This is a genomic window from Candidatus Galacturonatibacter soehngenii (genome assembly GCF_008830185.1).
Classification (GTDB): Bacteria; Bacillota; Clostridia; order Lachnospirales; family Lachnospiraceae; genus Lachnotalea; species Lachnotalea soehngenii.
This window is the reverse complement of record NZ_WAGX01000005.1, coordinates 179,209-204,013: the sequence shown is the minus strand read 5'-3', so window position 1 is coordinate 204,013 and position 24,805 is coordinate 179,209. Positions and strand designations below refer to the sequence as shown.

Here is a 24,805-nt window from a genome sequence, read left to right as displayed (position 1 = left end):
AAATCGACAAATGGCAAGAATTAAAGGCGGAATGAACGCTAAGAAAAAGCATAATAGAGTATTAAAGCTAGCTAAAGGATATAGAGGAGCTAGATCAAAACAGTATAGAGTAGCAAAACAATCAGTTATGAGAGCATTAACTAGCTCATATGCTGGTAGAAAGCAAAGAAAGAGACAGTTTAGACAGTTATGGATTGCTCGTATCAATGCAGCAGCTAGAATTAACGGATTAAGTTACAGCAAATTTATGTATGGTTTAAAATTAGCTGGAGTTGAAATGAATAGAAAAATGTTATCTGATATGGCAATTAATGATGCAGAAGGATTTGCAACATTAGCAGAACTTGCAAAATCAAAGATAGCCTAATATGAAAATAACCCTTGAAACTGAAATAGTTTACAAGGGTTTTCTTATTAATATTGCAAATGAATTCATATATTTTATCTATAATTAAAAGCTCTTTGTAGTCATGAAATTGCCAAATTTCTTTACTTTAGGTGCCAAAGCATACATAAGAGTTTGTAATTCTTTCGCATCCATAGTTTCTATTTTGAGAATTTCTTTTACTTCTTCAGCAGGTTTTTCAAGAAAAGCCAAAACAGCGCTTGACTCATAACCTTGAATCGCACTTGTCCCATTTTGGGAACAGGTATAATTTACAATATCATTCATTAATTTGCGTTCTTTGTCAATCCAATCTTCTTCTTTATTCTGCATAAAGGCTTTTTGAAGTTCTTTAATAGTATCCATAAATGTGCAACAACTCCTTTCTTTCAAAGTCTTCTATTTATTTTGTCACTAATTGGCACTTGTGTCAATATATTTAAACTAAAAATAAGAAATAAGTGGAAATATTGTAAATGCTTTCTAAGAATACATTGACAACACAAGCTCAAATCAATTATAATGTAACCTATCAGAAGAAAAACAAGCGGCTGCGAAGCAGACATTTGTTTTTATCTGATAGGTTAGTGATAGTGCGAAGCACTAGAGCTAATATACGAAGAACGAAGTTCGAAAGTATATTAAATCAGAAGAAAAACAAGCGGCTGCAAAGCAGACATTTGTTTTTACCTGATAGGTTAGTGATAGTGCGAAGCACTAGAGCTAATATACGAAGAACGAAGTTCGAAAGTATATTAAATCAGAAGAAAAACAAGCGGCTGCGAAGCAGACATTTGTTTTTATCTGATAGGTTAGTGATAGTGCGAAGCACTAGAGCTAATATACGAAGAACGAAGTTCGAAAGTATATTAAATCAGAAGAAAAACAAGCGGCTGCGAAGCAGACAATATAATCCTTGATAGCTCAATGGTAGAGCACACGGCTGTTAACCGTGGTGTTGTAGGTTCGAGCCCTACTCAGGGAGTTTTTAGAAAAAAATAAATCTCAAACATTCGTTTGGGATTTTTTCAACTTAGGAGGATAAAATGAAATTTGATAAAGAAGATAAGCTCTTTAAATATGCGGTTTATGCAACATTAACTGCAATTGCGATTTATATTGCAATTTCCATTATGGGTAATATTGGTTTTATTATTGGTAAGGTAGCAAAGGTTGCAGGTGTAATAATGACACTTTTGAAACCACTAATTATAGCTTTAGTCATAGCGTACTTGTTTCAGCCAGCAACCAATAAAATAGAAAAATTTCTTGAGAGAAAAAAGATATTAAAAAAACAAGATTCTCGAAGAAGTTTTAGTATTACCATTGTCTATTTAACTATCATAGGATTAGTAATTGCAATGATCTGTGGAATCTACATTATGATAGGAGGACAGATTTCAAAGAATACGACGATATCGAATATTATAATATATATAACGGATTATCTGAATCAGAATCAGTTTTCGGCAGCTGCAATTGAAAGTAAATTAAATAGCCTTAATATTCAATTACCAGAGAATTTTAATAACATTGTAGCGAATGTAGTTACATTTGTTCAGGATTATATCACTACTAGTATTTCTAATTTAGCTGGCTCTGTGGTAGCTTTTGGAAGTAATATTTTATCATTTTTTATTTCTATTATATTAAGTATTTATCTGCTCAAAGATTATGAGTATTTTAAGGAGCTTTGGAAAAAAATATTTTATTTTATATTTAGAAAAGGTAAGACAGGGAAAACAATTAATGGATGTGCAGCAGTAATTAATAATACATTCTCTAATTATATTAGAGGTCAGCTACTGGATGCCTGCATTGTTGGTATCCTATCAGCAATTGCACTGGCAATTATAGGTATTGATTATGCAATCGTAATTGGAATTATTTCAGGAATATGTAATATGATTCCATATGTTGGGCCTTTGGTTGGAACAGTATTAGCGGCTATTATGGGCTTATTGAGCGGACAGCCAATTATGATATTATGGGCAATTATAGCGATGATAATCGTACAGCAGATTGATAACAACCTGATTGCGCCAAAGATTGTAGGAGATAGTGTTGGATTACATCCTGTTTTTACTATGTTGGCAATATTAATTGGTGGAAATGTGGGAGGTTTGATTGGAATGCTAATAGCAGTGCCCCTTACTGCATCGATTAAAATATTAGTAAGTGACTGGTACAATAAAAATGTAGACTACAATAAATAGTAAATATCCCTCAAAATTAAAATTTTGAGGGATATTTACTTTATAAGAATAAAATTATGTGGTTTAATAAGCATAATCGATATAGAGTGAGGATATATTTTTGTCATAAAGTTCGTAACGTACACTCTCATTGGACCAATTACTAGAAGTTATAGAGTCATATGCATCATCACTAACAGGTATCTCAAAGGATTCGTTTATCGATAAGGAATCATCTAAAGGACTAATAAGTAAGAGTCAGAGAAATCATAACTTGTGATTCCTGTGTAAAACGAAAGAGTCTTTGGTAAGTAAACTTTAATTCTAAATCTAGTTGGGTGAAAATTATAATTTTTTAACTTTAGATTAAGTGTTAAATTGACATCTTCATTCACTTTATTTAAGGAAATATGTGATTCTAAGATATCAACAGATTGAACAGTGTCATTTTTAAGTGTGTGATAACCTGAAAATGGCAACCGATTAAAAGGCTCTTATCGATGGGATTATTCTCATACAGATAAGAGCCTTTTCTTAAATTACATTAGAAACATCGAAAGAAAAAGATACTGTTAATATTAACTCTTTCAAACACCCAACGATTGCGTCGCCATACGAAGCCATCTACTGACCAGCGGTTCATAAAGATAGGATAAAACCAAAAAGACCTTCCATTCCATAACCAAATGAAAGTAAATCGATTTAGACAACGACGAATCTCTCTTTGCAAATTATTGGATCGATTTATGTTACCAAATTGCTGATTGAATTGTGCAGTTTCAGGAAGCGGCATGACAACTCCACGTGGTAACTGCGGAACATTTGAAGGAGGTGGTGTGTTAGGTGGTGAGACTCCTGGACCAGGCCCGCCAGGGAATCCACCAGGTCTACCAGGGCCACCAGGGCCGCCAGGACCGCTAGGAAAGTCACCAGGAAAGCCACCAGGAAAATCACCAGGGAATCCATCAGGCCCGCCAGGGAATCCACCAGGTCCACCAGGACCACCAGGCCTACCAGGACCGCCAGGACCACCAGGCCTACCAGGGCCACCAGGACCACCAGGACGTCTTTGTGTTTGTGTGATGGATTTACCTTTTGCCTTTTTATTATTTAATATTTCTAATTCTTTGCAATCTAAGTAATCAGAATCATCTGTAGCCATATATACATCCCTTTCAAATATAGATATACAGCTTATTGTATGAACATAGGGGGGATAATGTGCAGAGCTCTTAAGATAAATATCAAGGAAAGGTGAGAGTAACAAAAGAAAATAGTACAATAACAAAAGAAAAAATAGGATTGACAAATTTATGTATCTTATATATAATATTTAATGTTGTAGCGTTCAAATCGGTAGTAATGGTTTTAACTAAGCAGTTGTGGCGGAATTGGCATACGCGCTAGACTAAGGATCTAGTCTGGGATAACTGGGTACGGGTTCAAGTCCCGTCAACTGCATTAGAGATGTAGGTCTTGTGAATTTATTTACAAGGCTTTTCTTTTCTAAAAATATAATGTATGATATGCACAAGTGGCGGAATTGGCAGACGCGCAGGCTTCAGGTGCCTGTGGTAGCAATATCGTGTGGGTTCAAGTCCCATCTTGTGCATCAAAATGATTGGCTAAAAGTACAAATTGTATTTTTAGCCGTATCATTTTAAGAATTTAAGTTGAATGTGAATATCTGCGAACCAGGACTCTTTTATCTTAAGAAAGTATAGTAAAATACTTTCTTTTTTTGTATAATAGATTAAACAAATGAAAGTTTATGCAAAAAGGGATAAATTATTAGAGGTGAAAAATGAACGTTAGTGAATATTTAGAAAAAAAGCCACTCATATTTGATGGTGCAATGGGAACTTATTATGGTGAGAGATACACAGGGAAATGTGAATATGCCAATATAGAACATCCAAATAGAGTTCTGCAAATCCATAAAGAATATATTGAGGCAGGCTGTATGGCAATTAAGACAAATACCTTTGCGGCCAATACGGTCAGCTTAGAAACTGATATAGAAATCGTAAAAAAAATCGTCGCAGCAGGTTCACGTATTGCGCTTGAAGCAGCAAAAGAGAGAGACATTGCTGTATTTGCTGATATGGGCCCGATTCCCTATGTAGGTGGCTCACCGATTCAAGAGTATAAGGAAATAATAGATGTTTTTTTAGAAAATAATATAACCAATTTTCTATTTGAGACATTGGGAAGTGACGAAGATTTAGCTGAGTTATCAAGATATATTAAGCGAAAGAAAGAAGATAGCTTTATAATAGTCCAATTTGCAGTGACACCAGATGGGTTTACGAGAGTGGGACTATCAGGAAAGAATATTTTTAAGCGAATCAATGAGATCAAGGAAATAGATGCAGTGGGTTTTAACTGTATATCAGGTGCTCATCATTTGTATGAATATATTAAACAATTAGAGCCATTTCAAAAGAACATTTCTATTATGCCAAATGCAGGATTTCCAACCGTTAGAGATAATAGAACAATATTTGAAAATAGCTCAGATTATTTTGCAGAAACATTATATAAGACAATAAACGTTGGAGTAAATATCGTCGGAGGTTGTTGTGGAACGACACCCGAATACATTCGCAAAACAGTAGAATATGTAAAGGGCGTAAAAACAGCCAAACGAATTGAATATAAAAAAGCTGAAGTCACGAAAAGGGAGTCAAATCAAAAGGAAAACTTGTTGCTTCATAAAATAAACGCAGGCAAAAAGATAATTGCAGTCGAGTTGGACCCACCGTCAAAGGCGGAAATTTCAAATTTTATGGAGGGAGCAAAAAGATTAAAATATAGTGGAGTGGATGCGATTACGATAGCGGACTGTCCACTAGCAAGAGCCAGAGTAGATAGTAGCCTTTTGGCATGCAAATTAAAAAGGGAGTTGGATATTACCCCAATTCCACATATGACATGTCGAGATAGAAATATCAATGCAACGAAAGCATTGCTTTTAGGATTAAACATAGAAGGAGTTGAAAATGTTCTTGTAGTGACAGGAGATCCTGTACCTTCTCCCCTTCGTGATGAAATAAAAACAATGTTTAGCTTTAATTCAGCTATTTTGGCAAAACATATTAGTGAGTTAAATGAAGAAGTGTTTTCTTCTCCTTTTGGCATTTGTGCCGCATTAAATGTGAATGCTAGGAATTTTGATGCGCAGCTAAAGCATGCACAAAAGAAGATTGATAATGGTGTTACGATGCTTTTTACACAACCTGTCTTGACTGAGGAAGCTTTTGAAAATCTAAAAAAAGCGAAAGAAACATTACAGGCAAAAATTTTAGGAGGAATTATTCCAATTGTAAGTCACAGAAATGCCTGTTTTATGAATAATGAAATTTCAGGAATCAACGTATCTCAAGATATTATCAATCAGTACGAAGGAAAGGAACGAGAGGAAGCTAGTAAGTTAGCCGTCAAGATTTCTACGGAAATTGCAGAAAAAATCAGTCCATATGTAGATGGATATTATATTATCACACCATTTAATCGAGTGGATATTATTGAAAAAATAATTCAAGGGATTCACACATTCCAATCTTAATACGATTGAAATGTGGTATCATAAGTTTAGTATGCAAGAGTACATACGATTTTACGTTTTTAATAATAACTCATATAAATATCGGCACCTAAGGCTTCTAATTTCTTAGGTGCTATTATTTTATATACTCCATTTTCTTTCTTTAGATATTCCTTATCACAAAAATTCTTTAAAGTGCGAAGCAAATGTCTATAGCTAGTACCAAGAAGTTCAGATAAAGCAGTAAGATTCTCGTCAAAAACAAGATTCTCAGAGGTATTAATAATATAAGAAGCCAAACGTTCTTCCAATGGATAAAGCAAGTTATGAGAATTGAATTGCCCAGTTGTATCTAGCTTTTTTGCTAAGTGACAACAGGCAGCACGAAGAAATTTTCGATCATTATACAGCATTTTATGACATGGTTTGAGTGGAAGTAAAAGACAATATACATCACTTAAGGCTTGTACATTAGTAGTAATTTTTAACTGATTCACAAACTCTGCATCTCCAATAATTTCAAATTGATGATAAAAGGTGTGTAAATAATGTTTTCCATTGGATAATAAAGAATACACTTTAGCTCTACCCGATATAAAAAAGCAAATATATGTAAGGGGCTCTCCATATTTAAAAATATGTTCTCCTTTTTTATATAAAACAAGCTCGAGAGGGTAGTTTTGATAATCTGTTAATACTTCATCAATTGGATTCTCGCGTAATATTTTTTGAAATAGTATACTATCATGAATTCGCTCCATTATTTAATCCTTTCTTTCGTAATTATTCTGATAATAAATATATAGTGACATATGTCATACATTCCTGCAACAAAAAGTTTTATACTTTTAGTTAGTAAATAGAAAAGGAGATTCTACATGGCAGTATTTTTATCTATTTTTAGTGGCATTATTTTATCGATTATGATTGTTATGAATAGTGATTTGTCAACTACAATGGGCATTTATCCTTCGGTCGCACTGATTCATTTTATTGGTTTAATCGTAATTATTATTATTTTAAAAATCAAAAAATTAAGTCTGAAATTTGATAAATCTATTCCAATTTATTGGTATAGCGGAGGGGCAGTTGGTATTTTAACTACTATTTTTCAGAATGTCACAGTCTCAAAGATTGGGGTATCAAAAATGTTAGCATTAGCATTATTTGGTCAAAGTGTGATTTCAATTGTTATTGAGCATTTTGGATTATTTGAAACACCAAAGCGCTATATTCAGAAAAAGCAGTTTATTGGAATCGCCCTTATACTAATTGGAATTATAGTCATGTTTCTTTATTAATTGATATCAAGTTGAGAATAAGTCAGAATTATAAAGGAAGAAAGGAAACGTATGTATATTATATTAGCGATATTATCAGGGGTTACCATTGTGGTAAGTAGAATGACAAACGCAAAGCTTGGAAAAGAATTAAGTGTATACCAAAGTACATTTTTTAATTATGTGGTGGGGTTTATAGGATCAATGCTTGCCATGTTTCTTTTTAGAGCAACCTTTTTATTTGAGCCACATACAAATGGAGTGCGTTTTTATGCTATGTTTTTAGGAGGTGTGCTAGGTGTTATAATGATTATTATTTCGAATATTATTACACCTAAAATATCAGCCTTTTCACTAACAATCATTATATTCGTTAGTCAGTTATTCTCAGGGGTAATCCTAGATTATTTTTTATTTGAACAGCTTTCAGCAGGAAAAGTGATAGGGGGCACATTAGTTTTGATTGGATTGATATTTAATACAAAAGCTTAGACTTGAAAATAAACGAAGTGTGCTATATAATATTTTGGACAAGCAAGGAGGTTTTGTACAATGAACATAAATGTTTTAGCTGGTCCAATTATCGGAGGAGTAATTGGGTACTTTACGAATTATATAGCTGTTAAAATGCTTTTTCGCCCTTTAAAGCCCATTAAGATAGGAAACTATACACTTCCCTTTACACCTGGAATTATTCCTAGAGGAAGAAAGAGGTTAGGAACAGCCATTGGAAATGCGGTTGGTCAGAACTTATTAACCCAAGATGCACTCGAAGAAGCACTTCTATCAGAAGAGATGAAAAATAAGGTTTTGGAAGATGTGAAAGCCTTTTGGGATAAACAACAACAAAATGAAACAACGGTGAAAGAAAAAGCATTGGAATATGTGAATGAGGAGCAATACGAGGCAACTCAAGATAAGATAGAAAATAAAATTACAGATAAAATACTAGAAAAAATGGATGAAATGGACATAGGCACAATAATTGCTGGTGAGGGAATCAAAGCAATAAAAGAGAAAATAGGAGGTTCTTTTCTTGGAATGATGATAAATGATTCTTTGATTGAATCTATGTCAGCGCCTATTATCGATGCAATAAATGTGTATATAAAAGAAAATGGTCCAGTTATTATTTATAGTAAGGTAAGTGAAGAATGTGATAAATTATCTAATTCACAAATCAAAGAGGTGATTCATATCGCCGACGACTTTGATTTTGCTTCTGTTTTTATGAAAGGTTATGAGAATCTGGTAGAAAATGAATTAGGAAAAATTGTCGCAAAAATCAATATTTCATCTATCATTGAGAAAAAGATAGATGAAATGGATGTTCTAGAGTTAGAAGAATTAATTATGTCCGTTATGAAAAAGGAATTGTCTGCTGTAGTAAATCTAGGAGCAGTGATTGGTTTTGTTCTTGGTATTATCAATATATTCTTTCGATAAATAAAAAGCGTGGGCTATGCTCACGCTTTTGGCTTATTAAACTTCTTAGCAGGTATCCGAATTTCTACTTCTGTTTCTATATTAGGAGTACTTCGGTAAGTAAGACCGCACTCTGCATTATAAAAAAGTTGTAATCGTTTATGTGTATTTGATATACCAATATTACTACCATGAGAACTTGAACTTTTGTTTCCACCAATAAGGATGGATTTTAATTTTTCAGATGTAATACCTACGCCATCATCAGATATGATAAAGACAATAGTGTTATCTTCTAACCAACCCATGATAACAATGGTTCCTTCTTTTGATTCTTTGGAAAAAATTCCATGTTGGATACTATTTTCTACGATAGGTTGAAAGACAAGCTTTGGTATCTCATAGTCTAGGAGTTCATCAGGAACGTCAATTAAAAACTTAATCTTGTTTTGATAACGCATGTTTTGTAACTGTACATAAAGTGAAACGTGTTCTAATTCCTCTTTTACAGAAACAGTTATATTTCCCTTGTTTAAGGTTAGTTTATAAAATTTTGACAAAGCCCAAACGGCATTAGATACTTCATCACTTTTTCCCATCTTAGAAAGCCAATTAATCATATCCAGTGTGTTATATAAAAAATGAGGGTTAATTTGAGCTTGCAACGCTTTAAACTCTGATATTCGTAAATCATTGGAAGCTTTTTCTTGCTGTTTTAATAAAATATTGATTTCATCGGTCATAAAATTGTAAGTCTCTATTAAATCACCGATTTCATCACGCCCCGGGTCTAGCGCAAGACGTTTTGGTGTACTTTTTCTTACCTGATTCATCTGATTGATTACGGATTTGATTCTCTTTACAATTGAATTGGATAAAAGTAAAGCAATAAAAAAGGCAATTCCAAGGAAAATCATGTAAGTACCGACAAGTTGATAAACAATATCTCTGGTTTGTACAATGGCATTGTTGGTTGGGATAACAGAAATCATGTACCAGTCGGTATTTGGAATCTCTTTACAACCAATGTATACGATTTCTCCACCTAGTGTCATTGTGGTAAAGTTGTTAATATGAGCCAGCTTTTGTTGTACTGTTTCATAAGATAAAATATATTTTCCAGATAAAGAGGAATTAGAGGTAGAGACGATTGAGTTTCGTTCGTTGATTAAGTAAGTGGAACTGTCGCTTATTGACAAATCCTTGCCTAGAATAAAATCAATATTGCTTTTTGAAAAGTAAACAGCAATATACGCAGCAGGAGTATTTACGTTATCTAAAAAGTTAACCTTTCGAATAATTGCTAGTTCTCCGTAATTTTTACACTCACTAGGAGAAAGATATAAGCTTGGGCAAACAAGATATTTTTTAGGTGTACTAGAAAAAATACCATGCCAATAAGAACCTTTCGCGTTTTCCATTGGCTCTAAGATTTGATAATCCGAATAAATCGGATCATTGTAAATGGATTCAAATTCTTTACTTAAATATACTTTAATATCAGTAATGACAAAACCGTCGATAGAGGAATGAATGGAGCTTAAGAAAGAAGTGGTATCTTTTTCAAACTCTTCTCCTTTTTCAAGTGGTATCTCATAGGAAGTCTTTGTCACAATCTCAGACAAGTATTGTGAGTTTAATATTGATTTCGAAGCATTATTAACTTGGGCAATGGAATTTTCAATATAATCAGCCGTCTGTCTAGAGAGGCTTTGCTCGGAAAGCACTGTGTTAGACAGCAGTATGTCCGAAAGTTGATTTAATAATATAAAAACAATTAAAATAGTAGGTGCGATGACTAATATTAAGTGAGAAAAGATAAATTTAGACTGCAATTTCATGTCCTGTGTATAAAATAGGATTCCTTTTTTTAACCGTTTTATCATCTGTTATATATTCCTTTCCAATGAAATATTAGCCTTTACAAAGCGTAAAGATAAATCTATTTAAAGTTTTCCATCAAAATATTGCTCTCGAAATTCAGATGGAGATAAGCCTACCTGTTTTTTAAAAGTTTTCCCAAAATAATTACCATCATTATAACCTACTTTGGAAGAAATATCTGTTATCTTATAACGAGAATCCATTAATAGTTTTTTTGCTTTTTCGATACGGTATTCGGTGAGATATTGATTTAACGTTTTTCCTGTTTCTGTTTTAAATATTGTGCAAACATAAGAAGAGGATAAAAAAACATGTTCACTAATATCTTTAATCGATAAACTATCGTTTTGATAGTTTTTACTTACAAATTCTTTGATTAAAAATATGGTTGAATTATCCCGATTCTCATTTTCGAAAGACTTAAAAAAACTTGTTGTTTTACGTTCCAGAATTTCATGTAGGTCAAAAAAAGTAACACTTTTGGAAATGTAATCTAGAATCGTTTCTGTACTATCTGCTGAAATTGAAATATGAAACTGATTCGCAGATTCGTTTAATTCTAGCAATAATTTATAGTATAAGTCCTTAACCTGATTTACCAAAATAGCCTTGTTATTAACAAATGATGTTTTCAATTTACTTAGAATCTGAGTAACCTTTTCAGAGTTTCGACTCATCAATGCTTCTGAAAACTCTGATAAAATTTTACTAGGTAAAAAAGAAGGATATGTGATAGCTTCAACATCATTATACAATACTGCATTATACGGGTAAAAAAAGGAGCTATGCATTAAAATAATAGCGTTATTATAGGATTCATATAACTTTTCTATATTACTCACTGCCTTTCCTAAACTAATAAAATGCGTAAAGGATTGTTTTAGTGAATTGGAAAAATACTCCAAGGGCGTACAAAGCATATCCTTTTGTATTTTATCCTTACCTAGTAGATGCACAATGATATATTCCTCTTGTTTTATTCCATAGATAAAATCAATTTTAGCTTTTTTTAGTAAAGGAGTTAGTTGCTTCATAATAGGAGTGGCTTCTAGTTTAGAAATCGATAAATCATTGTTTGAACCAGGCATGCTTGTTTGTTGATTTGTTTGATACAATAATTTAATTATAAGGGTAGCAAAAGAGGAATAATTTTTTAAAGATAATCCCAGTTGTGATAATTCGCTCTTATAATCCGTTTGAGGGTCGTGATTTGGATAAATCATTTTTAAAGTCAATTGAAACATATTATCATAACGATTATCATCCGCCGATTGTCTACTAAAAACAATTGATTTATGATATAGGATTGCTTCTTTGACGGATTCTTTTAATTCTTCAAGATCAATAGGTTTTTCTACATAACTGATCGCTTTAAGTTTAATGGCCGCTTTTAAATATTCTTTATCAGAATATCCACTCATGAATATAATAGAACTTTCAGGTTGGATTTCACGAATCTGTTTTGCCATCTCGACGCCGTCCATGCGAGGCATACGTACATCGCTTAGAATAATCTCAGGTGAATGGCTTTTTACAATTTCAAGTCCATGTAAGCCATCATCTGCCTCAAATATAGTATCAATGCCAAGTGCATTCCAATCAATACTATGAATCAAGCCACCTCTAGTCAGTTCTTCATCATCAACAATTAAAAGCTTCATACGTGTATCTCCTTTGGCAATTTGCTATATTTATTTTACCAAATCCTTAAAAAATTACAAGGAAAAGCAAAATTCACCAAAAAAAATTACCCTGTTTCAAAAAATATTACGATAAAATAAAAAAAATCTATGTGATATGATATAGAAAAGACGAACTAAACAAAAGCTATCTAAGCTGTTAAAGGAGGAATAAAAATGTCTGAGTATGTTCTAGAGCTTAAAGGAATTACAAAGATATTTCCTGGTGTTAAAGCACTAGATAATGTGCATTTTCAATTAAAGCCGGGCGAGATACATGCATTAATGGGAGAAAACGGTGCAGGTAAATCAACGTTCATTAAAGTCATTACTGGAGTACATAAAGCAGAAGAAGGAGAAATGTATCTAGATGGTAATTTAGTACATTTCAAAGGGCCAAAAGATGCACAGGCAGCAGGCATTGCAGCTATATACCAACACGTGACATCCTATCCACAGTTATCAGTGACTGAAAATATTTTCATGGGACATGAAAAAGTAAAAAAAGGCAGAATTCAATGGAAAGAAATGAATCAGGAAGCCGATGAACTGTTAAAACAGCTGAATGCAGATTTTAAATCTACGGATGAAATGGGAACCCTTAGTGTTGCACAACAACAGATGGTTGAAATAGCAAAAGCTTTGTCAATGAATGCAAGAATTATTATCATGGATGAGCCAACTGCATCCCTAACCAAAAGAGAATCCGAAGAGTTATATCGTATTACTGAAAAATTGAGAGATGATGGAGCCTCTATTATATTTATTTCTCATAGATTTGAAGATATGTATCGTTTAGCAACGAAGGTAACTGTATTTCGAGATTCCAAATACATTGGAAGTTATGATGTAGATGGAATTACCAATGATGATTTGATTACTGCTATGGTAGGTCGAGAAATCAATGACTTATTTCCAAAGCCAGAAGTAAAAATTGGAGAAGAGGTATTGCGAGTTGAGAATTTAAGTCGAACGGGTTACTTTAAAGATGTTTCTTTTGCAGTAAAAAAAGGTGAGATACTTGGACTAACAGGATTAGTTGGTGCAGGTAGAACAGAAGTAGTGCAAACCATTTTTGGAATTGAAGCTTATGACAGTGGAAGAATTTACATGAATGGAAAACAAGTTAATATAAAAAAACCACTGGATGCTATGAATCTTGGAATAGGGCTTCTACCAGAAGATAGACAGCTTCAGGGACTGATTCTTGATTGGGGAATCGGAAGAAATATTACGTTACCAGTGATTGGTGATTTAGGAAATAAGCTGCTAACGAATGAAAAGAAGGAACGAGCAAGAGCGAAAGAGTTAGCAGAGCGAGTAGATACCAAAGCAGTTACATTATTTGACAAAGCAAGTTCTTTGTCAGGTGGAAATCAGCAAAAAGTAGTAGTTGCAAAATTATTGGCTTCAGATCTAAAAGTAATTATTTTGGATGAACCAACAAAAGGAGTTGACGTTGGCGCCAAAGCAGCTATCTATGAAATAATGGGTGAGCTTGCGAAACAAGGCTATGCAATTATCATGATTTCTTCTGAAATGCCAGAAATACTTGGTATGAGTGACAGAATCGTTGTTATGTGTGATGGTAGAGTAACCGGAGAATTGATGCGAGGCGAAGCAACGCAGGAAGGAATTCTTGAAAAAGCGATGGCCAAAACACAAAAAACAACAGAAGCAGTGGAGTGAGGTGAAGGAAGAGATGGAGAAGAAAGGTTTTGATATAAAAAAATTAACCAGCTCTCGTGAAGCGAGTTTGGCTGTGGTGTTACTCGTATTATGTGCATTTATTGCTTTTCGAAATGCTACATTTGTAACTCCAAAGAATTTAAATAATATGTTTGTCAATTATGCGATCTATATGATTCTGGCTTTAGGAATGATGTGTGTACTGGTAATTGGAGAAATCGATATTTCAATTGGATCTACAATAGCTTTTTCAGGTATGTCTGCGGCACTCATTCTAAGAGATCATCAAGGAACGCCTACACTAGTCGCTTTTCTAATTGCAATTGCTGTTGGAACATTGTGTGGAATTGTCATTGGTATTGTAATTGCAAGAGGAAAGGTTATATCGATTATCGCTACGCTTGGATTTATGAACATACTAAGAGGTCTTACCTATTTATTGGCAAAAAACCAATGGGTAGCAGCATATCAGGTAACGGAAGGCTTTAAGTCTTTTGCAACTGGAAAATATTTAACCTTTGGATTAATTAATAACTTGATTTTTGTAGCAATTATTTGTTATATTATTTTCTTCTATTTCTTAAAATACACAAGAACAGGAAGAAAGATATACGCAGTTGGTTCGAATGCTGAGGCAGCACAAGTAAGTGGTATTAACATTGATAAGGTAAGAGTTATGGTATATGGAATCATGGGTATGCTTTGTGGACTCTCTGGAGCATTATGGGTTTCCTTATACGCTTCTGCGCAAGGTGATATGGCATCTGGAATCGAAATGGATATCATTGCAGCGTGTGTTATCGGAGGTGTTAGCTTAACAGGTGGTAGAGGTAGTGTAGTAGGAGTATTGCTTGGTGCACTTACCATTGCAGTTTTAGGAAATGGTCTCCCATTGATTGGAGTATCACAGTTTTGGTTGGATGCGATTAAAGGCTTAATCATAATTGTAGCAGTCATATTGAATGTGGTCTTACAAAGGTCAATGGATAAAAATAACCTTAAGAGGAGGGAAATCTAATCATGGCAAAACAAAAAAGAGTTATTATTGCAGAGCAGGAATTTTCATGGAAGAAATTTTTCCTCAAATGGGAATGGTTTTTAGTACTTATTTTTATCGGAGTAAATATATTGAATTTCTATGTATCACCACTTGATAAAACAACAGGATTGCCAATTTATATGAGCTTGTCAGGATTATTCAATGCAACTTTATCCTTCCTTGAAAAAGCGTTTATCGCATTGCCAATGGCTTATATCCTTGTACTGGGTGACATTGATATTTCAGTAGGATCTATCGTTGCTTTATCCGCTGTTGTTATGGCTGAAAGTTATAATAAGCTTGGATTGCCAATGGGTGCATGCGTTATCATTGCTCTCTTAGTAGGAACTTTGTGTGGATTTATCAATGGATTTATACTAACCAAGTTTACAGAACTTGCACCAATGATTGTTACTTTAGGAACGCAAATACTGTTTCGAGGGATTGCAACTATTATATTAAAGGATCAGGCTTCACAGGGACTTACTAATGTAAATTGGTTCAGTCAGCTTTACTGGGGAAAATTAGGACCTGTTCCATATATTTTCATCATTTTTATCATATGTGCTTTTATATTTGGATTTGTACTTCATAAAACCACGTTTGGTAGAAGACTTTATGCGATTGGAAGTAACCGAGTTGCAGCCGAATATGCAGGAATTCAAGTTCAAAAGATTAGATGCATTGTATTTACCATTACTGGTACCTTTTCAGCAGTGACTGCAATTTTCTTAGCATCTTGTATGGGAAGTGCTAGACCAAATATTGCATCAGGCTATGAGTTGGATGCGATATCAATGGTAGTACTTGGTGGTATATCAACTGCTGGAGGAAAGGGTAACTTTGTAGGAGCTATTATAGCAATCTTTATTATAGGATTCTTAAGATACGGATTAGGATTAGTAAACGTTTCATCTCAGGTTATGTTAGTTATTATTGGAACACTTTTAATTTGTGCAGTTATGCTTCCAAATCTAAATTTAAAAGGCTTATTAAAGAAAAAGACAGCATAAAAAATGCAATTTAGTCAATCATGTAATTGGTACTTACAGCGAAGCTGTTTGTATATATCGGGTATCAAAACACTAAATTCTTAGGGAGGAAAAAAGAATGAAGAAAAAATTACTTAGCGTATTACTTTGCGCATCAATGGTTTCAGCTATGTTAGCGGGCTGTGGAAGCTCATCATCAAATTCTACTGGAACCAAAACAGATTCAGCTACTACAACAGATTCAGCTACTACAACAGATTCAAAGGACACAACAACAGAAACGAAAACAGATGATGCTACTGCATCAGGAGATATTGGATCTTATGCAGTCATTGTTAAAAGTGCAGGAAATCCTTATAATGCAAAGCAAATTCAAGGTTTTAAAGAAGTAATCGAGGCACAGGGTGGAACTTGTATTACGAAAGAGCCAGAATCAGCTACAGCTGAGGCGCAGATTGCTATGATTAACGAGTTAGTTGCTCAGCAAGTAGATGCAATTGCAATCGCAGCAAATGATACCGATGCGTTACAGCCAGCACTAACAGCAGCAAAAAATGCAGGTATCGCAATTTCTTCTTTTGACTCATCAACAAATGCTGCAAGCCGTGCAGTTCATGTAAACCAGGCAGGTACAGAAATCATTGGTCAAACATTAGTAGAAGCAATTGCTGATATTACTGGCGGATCAGGACAATTTGCAATCCTTTCTGCTACAAGTCAGGCTACAAACCAAAATGCATGGATTGAAGCAATGAAAAAAGTAATGGAAGATAGCAAGTATTCAGGACTTGAATTAGTAGATATCGTTTATGGTGATGATGAATATCAAAAATCCGTTGACCAGACACAAGCTTTATTATCTAACTATCCTGACTTAAAAGTAATTTGCGCTCCTACTACTGTAGGTATCATGGCGGCAGCTAAAGTACTACAAGATCAAGGTGTTGCAGACAAGATTAAATTAACAGGCCTTGGACTTCCATCTGAAATGGCTGATTACATTGGTGATGATGCTGCAAAAGCATGCCCTTATATGTATTTGTGGAATCCAATTGATATTGGAAGATTATCAGCTTATACTTCAATTGCTTTAGCAAAGGGTGAAATCACTGGAGCAGCTGGAGAGAAATTTAGCGCTGGCGACATGGGAGACTACGAAATCGTTGCAGCAGCAGACGGTGGAACCGAAATTATTCTTGGACCTCCATTCAAATTCGATCCAAGCAATATTGAAGAATGGAAGAGCGTATACTAAAATAAATAATCAAATCACTTTAATAAAGCTTCCTGCATTGGTAGGAAGCTTTATATATATAGGTCTTATGGTAAGCAAACTCACAATCTTTTATAGGATGAAGTATTGAAAAATAAAATAATTTGGTTTATACTAAAACAAATCAAAATTCGTTTAGGTCTAAGGAGGACAATGTAATGATTAAAGGCTTTAAAATGAAATTATACGAAGGACAAGAAAAAGAATATGAATATCGTCATAATCAGTTATGGCCAGAGATGAAGGATATGATTCATGAGTATGGTGGGAAAAACTATACCATATTTTTAGATAAAGAAACACTAACTTTATTTGGATATATTGAAATAGAAGACGAAGAGAAGTGGAAAAAAGGAGCAGACACAGCAATCAATCGTAAATGGTGGGATTATATGGCAGATATTATGGAAACAAATCCAGATAATAGTCCTGTTGCTGTTGACTTAGATATGGTGTTTCACTTGGATTAACAAGCTTCAATTCCTGATTGACAAATCTTAGTTATATATGCTATAATTTGGCTATTATATTAAAACCGTTGAGAAAGAATAGTAAATTATAAATGACATGACAGAGAGTCGCCAGAGGTGGAAGGCGATATGGAGTTTTTAATTGAATGGGCTTTCGAGGGCAACCCGAACTAATAGTAGGCGTTGACGGGAGGATGCACCTGTTATAAAGGCATAGCATATGTTGGTATGTATACAAAGAGGACGTACGTCAATTTGAGTGGTATCGCGGATATATCCGTCTCAAGCATTAGCTTGAGGCGGTTTTTTTATATAATAAGAAAGTTCGTAGAATATCCTTATTATACAACTCTTTCCTTTTCACTCAATTTATTTCACATAACTGAATGGTAGTATGTTATAAAACCAACAATAATAAAAGTATTGAAATTAAAGGAGAATATTATGAAAAAGTTTAAGAATGTAACTTCATTATTGGTAGCAACGACTCTAATTATGACAATGGCAACCGGATGCGCTGGAAAAAATAATGCATCCTCCACTGAGCAAACAAAAAATAGTCAAGAAAATGTTCAAGAAACTCAAAAAGAGAATTCAGGTTCTTATACAATTGGGATCGGTCAGTTTGCACAACATGGTTCTTTGGATAATTGCCGAGAAGGATTTATAGAAGGCTTAAAAGAAGCTGGGATTGAAGAGGGAAAAAATTTAACGCTTATATATGACAATGCCAATGCAGATACAGGAACAGCAGCACAGATTACAGACAATTATGTATCAAAGAAAGTAGATCTTATTTGTGCAATTGCAACACCGATGGCACAAAGTGCATTTGGTGCAGCACGAGATGAAGATATTCCAGTTGTCTATACTGCTATTACAGACCCAGTTGCGGCGGAGTTGGCCCAAGAAGATAAGACACCAAAAGGTAATGTAACTGGTACAAGTGATAAATTACCAGTGGAACAACAATTACAAATGATTCGAGAGTTGCTTCCAAGTGCCAAAAAGATTGGTATTATGTATACTACAAGTGAGGTTAACTCTGCTGTTTCCGTGGAAGAATATAAAGAAAAGGCTTCTGAATATGGATTTGAAATTATAGATAGTGCAATTGCAACTGCAGCAGATATTCCTTTGGCAGCTGATGATTTGATTTCAAAGGTAGACTGTATTAATAATTTGACTGATAATACAGTTGTAAGTGCGCTACCAATTATTTTGGAAAAAGCGAATGAAAATAACATACCAGTATTTGGGAGCGAAATAGAACAGGTTAAAATTGGTTGTCTTGCTACGGTAGGACTAGATTATTATGAATTAGGAAAACAAACAGGTGCAATGGCAGCTAAGATTTTAAAAGGAGATGCGAAAGCTTCAGAGATGCCTTACGAAGTAATTGAAGAAGGAAGTTTTTATGCAAATGCACAAGTAGCAGAGGCTTTAAAGATTGAGATACCACAGGATTTAGTGGACAAAGCAGTAGAAATATTTAAGACGATAGAAGAAAATTAATTAAAGTAGTTAAAGGGAGCGTGTAAGAATGCTTAACATTCTAAACAGTATTTTGGTAGAAGGACTTATATATGCAATTATGGTACTTGGAGTATATATAACCTATAAGATTTTGGATTTTCCAGATCTTTCTGTAGATGGAACTTTTCCTTTGGGGGCGGCCATCACTGCAATATTAATAATAAATGATGTGAATCCATATCTAACCTTACTGGTGTCATTCTTGATAGGAGCCTTTGCAGGTATGATTACAGGTATCATTCATGTTAAATTAAAGGTAAGAGATTTATTAGCTGGTATTATAATGATGACTGCTCTGTATACTGTGAACTTAAGGATTGCTGGAAAGGCGAATGTAGCATTCTTTTCTAAAGATACTATTTTCACAAAAAATTTTCTAACAAGTTTTTTTGCTGAGGGCAGTGAAAAGGTGATAAGACTCGTACTTATTATTATAATTATATTGTTATTAAAATTAATGTTAGATGCTTATTTAAGAACTCGTTCAGGATACCTATTAAGGGCAGTTGGAGATAATAAGACATTAGTGACGACTTTAGGAAAAGACATGGGCTTTGTGAAAATAGTTGGTTTGAGTCTTGCAAATGGCTTGGCTGCATTAGCAGGAAGCGTCTATGCACAAAAACAAGGTTTTTTTGATATTACTATGGGAACAGGAATGGTTGTGATTGGACTTGCAAGTGTAATCATAGGAATTAATGTTTTTCAATCATTTCATTTTGTAAAAGCTACAACAGCAGTTATTATAGGAAGTATTTTGTATAAAGGGTGTGTTGCTTTGGCAATTGGCATAGGACTTGGAGCAAATGACTTAAAGTTAGTCACCGCAGTCTTATTCTTAGTTATCCTTGTTTTTACACAGGAAAAGAGAAGGAAGGTGAATAAAAATGCTTGAATTAAACCAAATTAGCAAATATTACAATCCTGGTACAATTAATGAAACTTGCCTTTTTAATCACTTTAATTTAACAATTCAAGATGGAGAATTTGTTTCAGTCGTAGGTAGCAATGGTTCAGGTAAGACTTCAATGTTAAATATTATATGTGGAAGCATTCCGATTGAGCAGGGGCAAATTATCTTAGATGAGAAAAACATTACTAATCTTAAAGAATACAAAAGACAACAAATTATTGGAAGAGTATACCAAAATCCTTCTATGGGAACTTGCCCTAATATGACAATTCTTGAAAACATGTCAATCGCAGATAACAAAGGAAAACCTTTTAATTTAATGCCTGGTACAAATAAAAAGAGAATTGATTTTTATAAGGAAAATTTAAAAAAATTAAACTTAGGGCTAGAAGATAAATTAGAGGTTAAAGTTGGCTCATTATCTGGAGGACAACGTCAAGCCATGGCGCTTTTGATGTCTACTTTGACACCAATTCGTTTTTTGATTCTAGATGAACATACAGCAGCATTAGATCCAAAGACTGCTGAAATCATCATGGAGCTTACCGACAAAATCGTATCGGAGAAAAAACTAACCACAATTATGGTAACTCACAATTTAAGATACGCGGTTGAATATGGAAATCGTCTTATTATGATGCATCAAGGAGAAGCTATTGTGGATAAGGCAAGAAGTGAGAAGGCAAATATTAAGGTAGAAGATATCTTAGATAGATTTAATCAGATTAGTATTGAATGTGGGAATTAAAAGTCAAACCCCTTGTATATCAAGGGGTTGAATGATATAAATATATGAAGTGGCTCTAATTTGGCTCTAATTTAAGTTTTTGAAGAGCATCTACTACCTGGCTCTGCTTGTTAGGGTATAGATGCGAATAAGTATTTAGTGTGGTTTCAACTTTTTCATGGCCTAATCGTTCGGCTATGAGTAATGGAGTAAAACCTAATTCAATTAATAAGGAAGCATGAGAATGTCTTAGATCGTGTATCCTTATTTTTTTTATTCCCGTCTTTTGGCATGTTATTTTTATCTCGTATGAAAATGTTTGACGGTTAAATGGGAAGAGTCTATCTGTAGGTTCAGGGGCGTATAGTGTGGCAATATAGTTTTTTATATCTTCACATAGAAAATCTGGTATCAAAACAACTCTATTGCTTTTAGGTGTCTTTGGTGGGGTAATAATATCTTCTGCATTAAGGCGCTGCAGTGTTTTATTGATGTTTATTGTTTTTGCTTCTAAGTCAATATCGTTTAGAGTTAAGGCAAGTAGTTCTCCAATTCTCATGCCTGTATAATATAGGACTTCAAGTCCTGTTTTAGTGTGAATCTTTCCAGATGAGTTTTTAATAAAACATTCAAATTCTTCCTTTGTCCAAAAGTCAATTCTTCCTGATCTATCTTTTCCTATCAACTCTGTTTTACGACAAGGGTTGTCTCTAAAATCATAATATTTACTTGCATAATTAAAAATTGCTACTAGTTGAGCATTCACTGATCTTAAGTATGTGTCAGAGTAATTTTGGCTAATCAACATATTTTGCCACTTTCTAATATCAGTAGCCTTAATGGTATTGATAGGCCTATTTTTAAAGTAAGGTAATATTTTGCCATCGATAATACGTTTTTTATTCTGTACAGTAGATGTGCGAAGCCTGGAACTTAAATCCTCCATATATAATTCTGCCAAGCTTTCTAAGCTCATATCTGGATTAGCTTCTTGTTTATTTAGAAATTCCCTTTCCCACTCGAGAGCTTCTCTTTTTGTAGCAAATCCTCTTTTTTTCTTCTTTTTCTTGTTACCTTGCCAGTCAGTATAATAAAATTGACTTGTCCATGTGTTTCTGTCTAAATCCCTTGTTGCTGACATATTGTATCTTCCTTTCGTTTATGGTGTACTTTATTAAAGCTATGTGATACAATATCTTTGATTATGGTGATATTGCATAGCCTTTTATTGGTTTATGAGTTTCATCTATTGAACCGTTCCTAGTGGTGTAGGGGCGGTTTTTTAATAATTAGTTAACTTTCCATCGTTTACCACAATCTTGACATACCCCATATGTAACTGTTTTGCTTTTCTTTCTTAACATTAATGGAATAACTATAAGTAATCCAAAAATTGTTAGTGCTAATATTAAATAAAGTAATAGTGTAAAGCAACCAGTACCTTTTGATTCAGAAACGGTTTGGAATGATATATTTTCGCCTCCGCATTTAGGACATTTCATGGTTTTATTTCTCCCTTCTCTTTTGTTTATATGATTAATTAAAAGACATAGATTTTACAGCTTTGTAATAATTTGCTGTTACGGAGTTAGCCAGATCATAAGTGACTGTATTTATCTTCCAATTTCCTTTTTCTTTTAACAAACTAATTTTAAAGGTTTTAGTTTTATACTTTTTCTGATAAGCACTCATACTATCTTTGATTGACTTCTTAAAGATGGAATTGAATTTTTTTAATAATGTTTTATCTGAATAATTTTTATCTGCATTTGCAAATGCGAATAGGATAAGATTTGCAAATGCATATTCATACGTAGTTGATGAATCTAAGTATTTACATTTAACAGTAACAGTTGCTTTATTTTTATCTACTTTAATTTTTTGAACAGAGTATTTTAGTGACTTGTTCCTTATTTTTAAATAGCTACGCAACGAAGAATAATCATTTAATTCCGATGGATTATAGTTCTTGGTATCCTTTACGTATTTATTCATCTTTTTTACATCGTACTTCTTTGCAGCTTTAAAATAATTGTTAATAGTTGTTTTGATTTTTGTTTTATCAGATGCCGCATTTACAATAGAGGCGCTATTACAAATTGGACTCATTACTAAAATTAATAATAAAATAACTGATAAACACAACGATATTGCTCTTTTTCTCATACTCTTTATCCCTCTTTCTTAATTCTTTTTTCGTTGCTGTCCCCTAAATTAGGAGGATGGTTTCTTGACATATAGGTTAACCTATGTATATAATATACTTAACAAGACAGCCGGAAGATAGCTCAAACTTATCCGTCTCGGCGAAAAATCAAAGCGTTATAAAAATAGCCGTCCTAACTTTTGCAGAGAACAGGGCGGCTATTTCTTTTTGTCATTTTTAACAAAGGTTAAAATAGCAATTACCATAATTACAAAAGCAAATAGATCACTATATGTAACATACATGAGCACCACCCCCTCGCAAGACTCGAGACGGATGGGCATGCTCGCCCTACCGGCTGCCCGGTTAAATATATTATTGTCAACGTGTCGATGTGACAGGCACGTCCGAAAGGTGTGCGTCTCATGCACACGTTGGTTCAATGTGGTAATTTCGTTACTACGTGTGGGCGAGAGCCACACCTCTTTGTATTCTATCGTTTTGTAGACCTCAACAAAATTGATGGCTGTTAAAAGTTTTACTCACCACAATTTCGTGGGCAGTCTGGAAAAACTCTCACTCACAACCATTTGATTGTCACTTTGAAGAATCAGACTGTGCAATTTTGCTCTTTCCTAAGGGGCCGAATTTTCGGCAGCTCTTCCTGTAGGAAGAATGTAGGGAGTGACATCATGTTAAACCTTATTTCCGTTCTAATATAATTCCCAATTATTTGGGAAAGTAGGTTTCGCATTATTTTGGGGAAAATCGTTTTCGACCACATTTGGGCGAAGTCACTTTGTTTCGCCATTATCTTTATCAGCTGGTAGTTCATTTTTTATAATTGTTGAATTGTCCTTAAGTATCTCTTCGAGCCTGGTTTTGAAATCACTATTATTAATTATATTTTTGATGTTAAGATTTTTACTTAGTTCATTTATAGTTTTTAAGTATTCTCTGTAATTATCATTATCAGTCAAATCATCAATAGTTTTGTTTGCATTTTCAAGAATGGGATTAAGTGTTAAGGTAAGTCCTGCTGTATAACCTGTAATAAGAGAAATATCCATTTTCCAGAATTTGAGTATATTGATAATTATATCTTCGCCAATATTTTTAGAATCGTTTTCAAATAATAGATAATCTTCTAATGATATTTCTAGCTTATTAGCCACATATTTTTCTGTTGCATCATTTTTTATTCTCTCATTTTTACACAAGGTAGATAATATTTGAAGCACGGTTTCCGGAAACTCATCGATAAGTCTTATTAAAGATAAGTCTTCGTTTGAATTTCTTTTGGTTGATTCAATTACTATATTTTGATTACCTATGTAATAAATATAATCAATAGGTTTTTGGTTTAACAAAATGTCTGTGCTTATGTCTAAATATTTTGCAATTTTGTTCAAATTTTCACTGCTAGGAGTAATACTCCTAAGTTTAGAAAGATAACTTCTAGCAAAGCCTAAGTCCTTTTCCATCTTATTAATTGAAATTCCTCTATGCTTTGCAATCTGCTTAATTCGTTCATATAAATCCATCATTTGTCTCCTTGAAATTTAAATAATAGTATTGACATACGCAAAATAATGTGTATAATGAAATATAACAGCGCAATATAA

Annotated in this window: 23 protein-coding genes, 3 tRNA genes and 1 other annotated feature; of the genes, 17 read left to right on the top strand and 9 right to left on the bottom strand. The window is 33.6% G+C overall.

From position 1 onward, the window contains the following. Positions 1-10: 10 nt before the first annotated feature. The gene (gene rplT, locus F7O84_RS08375; RefSeq protein ID WP_151144132.1) at positions 11-367 is read left to right on the top strand and encodes a 50S ribosomal protein L20; all 357 of its coding nucleotides are present in this window, start codon (positions 11-13) and stop codon (positions 365-367) included. Positions 368-451: 84 nt separating this feature from the next. Here rplT and F7O84_RS08370 read toward each other — a convergent pair whose 3' ends face one another. Further along, positions 452-751 carry a hypothetical protein gene (locus F7O84_RS08370; protein WP_151144130.1) on the bottom strand — a complete coding sequence of 100 codons (300 nt, stop codon included), beginning with the start codon at positions 749-751 and terminating at the stop codon, positions 452-454. Positions 752-1,298: 547 nt separating this feature from the next. Here F7O84_RS08370 and F7O84_RS08365 point away from each other — a divergent pair. Continuing rightward, a tRNA-Asn gene (locus F7O84_RS08365) sits at positions 1,299-1,370 on the top strand. Between the two features lie 61 nt (positions 1,371-1,431). Next, positions 1,432-2,601: an AI-2E family transporter gene (locus tag F7O84_RS08360; protein ID WP_151144128.1), complete on the top strand. Its 1,170-nt coding sequence runs from the start codon at positions 1,432-1,434 to the stop codon at positions 2,599-2,601. A 523-nt stretch (positions 2,602-3,124) separates the two neighbouring features. Here F7O84_RS08360 and F7O84_RS18975 read toward each other — a convergent pair. Then, positions 3,125-3,742 carry a hypothetical protein gene (locus F7O84_RS18975; protein ID WP_207708049.1) on the bottom strand — a complete coding sequence of 206 codons (618 nt, stop codon included), beginning with the start codon at positions 3,740-3,742 and terminating at the stop codon, positions 3,125-3,127. A gap of 214 nt (positions 3,743-3,956) precedes the next feature. Between F7O84_RS18975 and F7O84_RS08345 the strand changes: the two genes are divergently transcribed. The 3 genes from F7O84_RS08345 to F7O84_RS08335 all read left to right on the top strand — a co-directional run bounded on the left by F7O84_RS08345 (position 3,957) and on the right by F7O84_RS08335 (position 6,148). Continuing rightward, a tRNA-Leu gene (locus F7O84_RS08345) sits at positions 3,957-4,041 on the top strand. A 67-nt stretch (positions 4,042-4,108) separates the two neighbouring features. Beyond that, positions 4,109-4,192, top strand: a tRNA-Leu gene (locus F7O84_RS08340). A gap of 192 nt (positions 4,193-4,384) precedes the next feature. After that, a complete protein-coding gene (locus F7O84_RS08335; RefSeq protein WP_151144124.1) occupies positions 4,385-6,148 on the top strand; it encodes a bifunctional homocysteine S-methyltransferase/methylenetetrahydrofolate reductase in 1,764 nt (587 codons plus the stop codon). A 59-nt stretch (positions 6,149-6,207) separates the two neighbouring features. Here F7O84_RS08335 and F7O84_RS08330 read toward each other — a convergent pair whose 3' ends face one another. Continuing rightward, the gene (locus F7O84_RS08330; protein ID WP_151144122.1) at positions 6,208-6,888 is read right to left on the bottom strand and encodes a cyclic nucleotide-binding domain-containing protein; all 681 of its coding nucleotides are present in this window, start codon (positions 6,886-6,888) and stop codon (positions 6,208-6,210) included. Between the two features lie 117 nt (positions 6,889-7,005). On the opposite strand from F7O84_RS08330, the gene F7O84_RS08325 reads away from it, so the two are divergent. Genes F7O84_RS08325 through F7O84_RS08315 form a run of 3 tightly spaced genes read left to right on the top strand, consistent with a single transcriptional unit; the run spans position 7,006 to position 8,853 of the window. Further along, the gene (locus tag F7O84_RS08325; protein ID WP_151144120.1) at positions 7,006-7,428 is read left to right on the top strand and encodes a DMT family transporter; all 423 of its coding nucleotides are present in this window, start codon (positions 7,006-7,008) and stop codon (positions 7,426-7,428) included. A gap of 51 nt (positions 7,429-7,479) precedes the next feature. Continuing rightward, on the top strand, positions 7,480-7,899 hold the full coding sequence (locus tag F7O84_RS08320) for a DMT family transporter (protein ID WP_151144118.1): 420 nt from the start codon (positions 7,480-7,482) through the stop codon (positions 7,897-7,899). A gap of 60 nt (positions 7,900-7,959) precedes the next feature. Next, positions 7,960-8,853 carry a DUF445 domain-containing protein gene (locus F7O84_RS08315; RefSeq protein ID WP_151144116.1) on the top strand — a complete coding sequence of 298 codons (894 nt, stop codon included), beginning with the start codon at positions 7,960-7,962 and terminating at the stop codon, positions 8,851-8,853. Between the two features lie 20 nt (positions 8,854-8,873). Here the strand turns inward: F7O84_RS08315 and F7O84_RS08310 are convergent, their stop codons facing one another. Continuing rightward, on the bottom strand, positions 8,874-10,718 hold the full coding sequence (locus tag F7O84_RS08310) for a sensor histidine kinase (RefSeq protein ID WP_151144114.1): 1,845 nt from the start codon (positions 10,716-10,718) through the stop codon (positions 8,874-8,876). Between the two features lie 60 nt (positions 10,719-10,778). Beyond that, the gene (locus F7O84_RS08305) at positions 10,779-12,377 is read right to left on the bottom strand and encodes a response regulator transcription factor (protein ID WP_151144112.1); all 1,599 of its coding nucleotides are present in this window, start codon (positions 12,375-12,377) and stop codon (positions 10,779-10,781) included. A gap of 195 nt (positions 12,378-12,572) precedes the next feature. On the opposite strand from F7O84_RS08305, the gene F7O84_RS08300 reads away from it, so the two are divergent. The 8 genes from F7O84_RS08300 (at position 12,573) to F7O84_RS08265 (ending at position 21,055) form a co-directional block, all read left to right on the top strand. Next, positions 12,573-14,084: a sugar ABC transporter ATP-binding protein gene (locus F7O84_RS08300; RefSeq protein ID WP_151144110.1), complete on the top strand. Its 1,512-nt coding sequence runs from the start codon at positions 12,573-12,575 to the stop codon at positions 14,082-14,084. Further along, the gene (locus tag F7O84_RS08295) at positions 14,035-15,102 is read left to right on the top strand and encodes an ABC transporter permease (protein ID WP_320411222.1); all 1,068 of its coding nucleotides are present in this window, start codon (positions 14,035-14,037) and stop codon (positions 15,100-15,102) included. The genes F7O84_RS08300 and F7O84_RS08295 overlap by 50 nt, the downstream gene beginning before the upstream one ends. A gap of 2 nt (positions 15,103-15,104) precedes the next feature. Then, positions 15,105-16,136: an ABC transporter permease gene (locus tag F7O84_RS08290; protein WP_151144108.1), complete on the top strand. Its 1,032-nt coding sequence runs from the start codon at positions 15,105-15,107 to the stop codon at positions 16,134-16,136. 97 nt (positions 16,137-16,233) lie between these two features. Further along, positions 16,234-17,370, top strand: coding sequence for a rhamnose ABC transporter substrate-binding protein (locus tag F7O84_RS08285; RefSeq protein WP_151144106.1), 1,137 nt, complete (start codon positions 16,234-16,236; stop codon positions 17,368-17,370). A gap of 176 nt (positions 17,371-17,546) precedes the next feature. Next, entirely contained in the window at positions 17,547-17,858 is a 312-nt protein-coding gene (gene rhaM / locus F7O84_RS08280; RefSeq protein WP_151144104.1) for an L-rhamnose mutarotase, read from the top strand. Between the two features lie 59 nt (positions 17,859-17,917). Beyond that, positions 17,918-18,146 (top strand) — a binding site (T-box leader). A gap of 156 nt (positions 18,147-18,302) precedes the next feature. Beyond that, entirely contained in the window at positions 18,303-19,373 is a 1,071-nt protein-coding gene (locus F7O84_RS08275; protein ID WP_151144102.1) for an ABC transporter substrate-binding protein, read from the top strand. A 28-nt stretch (positions 19,374-19,401) separates the two neighbouring features. After that, positions 19,402-20,289, top strand: a complete 888-nt coding sequence (locus tag F7O84_RS08270; protein WP_151144100.1) for an ABC transporter permease — start codon at positions 19,402-19,404, stop codon at positions 20,287-20,289. Next, entirely contained in the window at positions 20,282-21,055 is a 774-nt protein-coding gene (locus tag F7O84_RS08265) for an ABC transporter ATP-binding protein (RefSeq protein ID WP_151144098.1), read from the top strand. The genes F7O84_RS08270 and F7O84_RS08265 overlap by 8 nt, the downstream gene beginning before the upstream one ends. A 55-nt stretch (positions 21,056-21,110) precedes the next feature. On the opposite strand, the gene F7O84_RS08260 is transcribed toward F7O84_RS08265, so the two are convergent. The 4 genes from F7O84_RS08260 to F7O84_RS08245 form a co-directional block, all read right to left on the bottom strand. Further along, positions 21,111-22,175: a site-specific integrase gene (locus tag F7O84_RS08260; protein ID WP_151144096.1), complete on the bottom strand. Its 1,065-nt coding sequence runs from the start codon at positions 22,173-22,175 to the stop codon at positions 21,111-21,113. 148 nt (positions 22,176-22,323) lie between these two features. Continuing rightward, a complete protein-coding gene (locus F7O84_RS08255) occupies positions 22,324-22,536 on the bottom strand; it encodes an LITAF-like zinc ribbon domain-containing protein (RefSeq protein WP_151144094.1) in 213 nt (70 codons plus the stop codon). Positions 22,537-22,570: 34 nt separating this feature from the next. Then, on the bottom strand, positions 22,571-23,200 hold the full coding sequence (locus tag F7O84_RS08250) for a hypothetical protein (RefSeq protein ID WP_151144092.1): 630 nt from the start codon (positions 23,198-23,200) through the stop codon (positions 22,571-22,573). 774 nt (positions 23,201-23,974) lie between these two features. Next, positions 23,975-24,724, bottom strand: coding sequence for a helix-turn-helix domain-containing protein (locus F7O84_RS08245; RefSeq protein WP_192451700.1), 750 nt, complete (start codon positions 24,722-24,724; stop codon positions 23,975-23,977). Positions 24,725-24,805 lie beyond the last annotated feature (81 nt).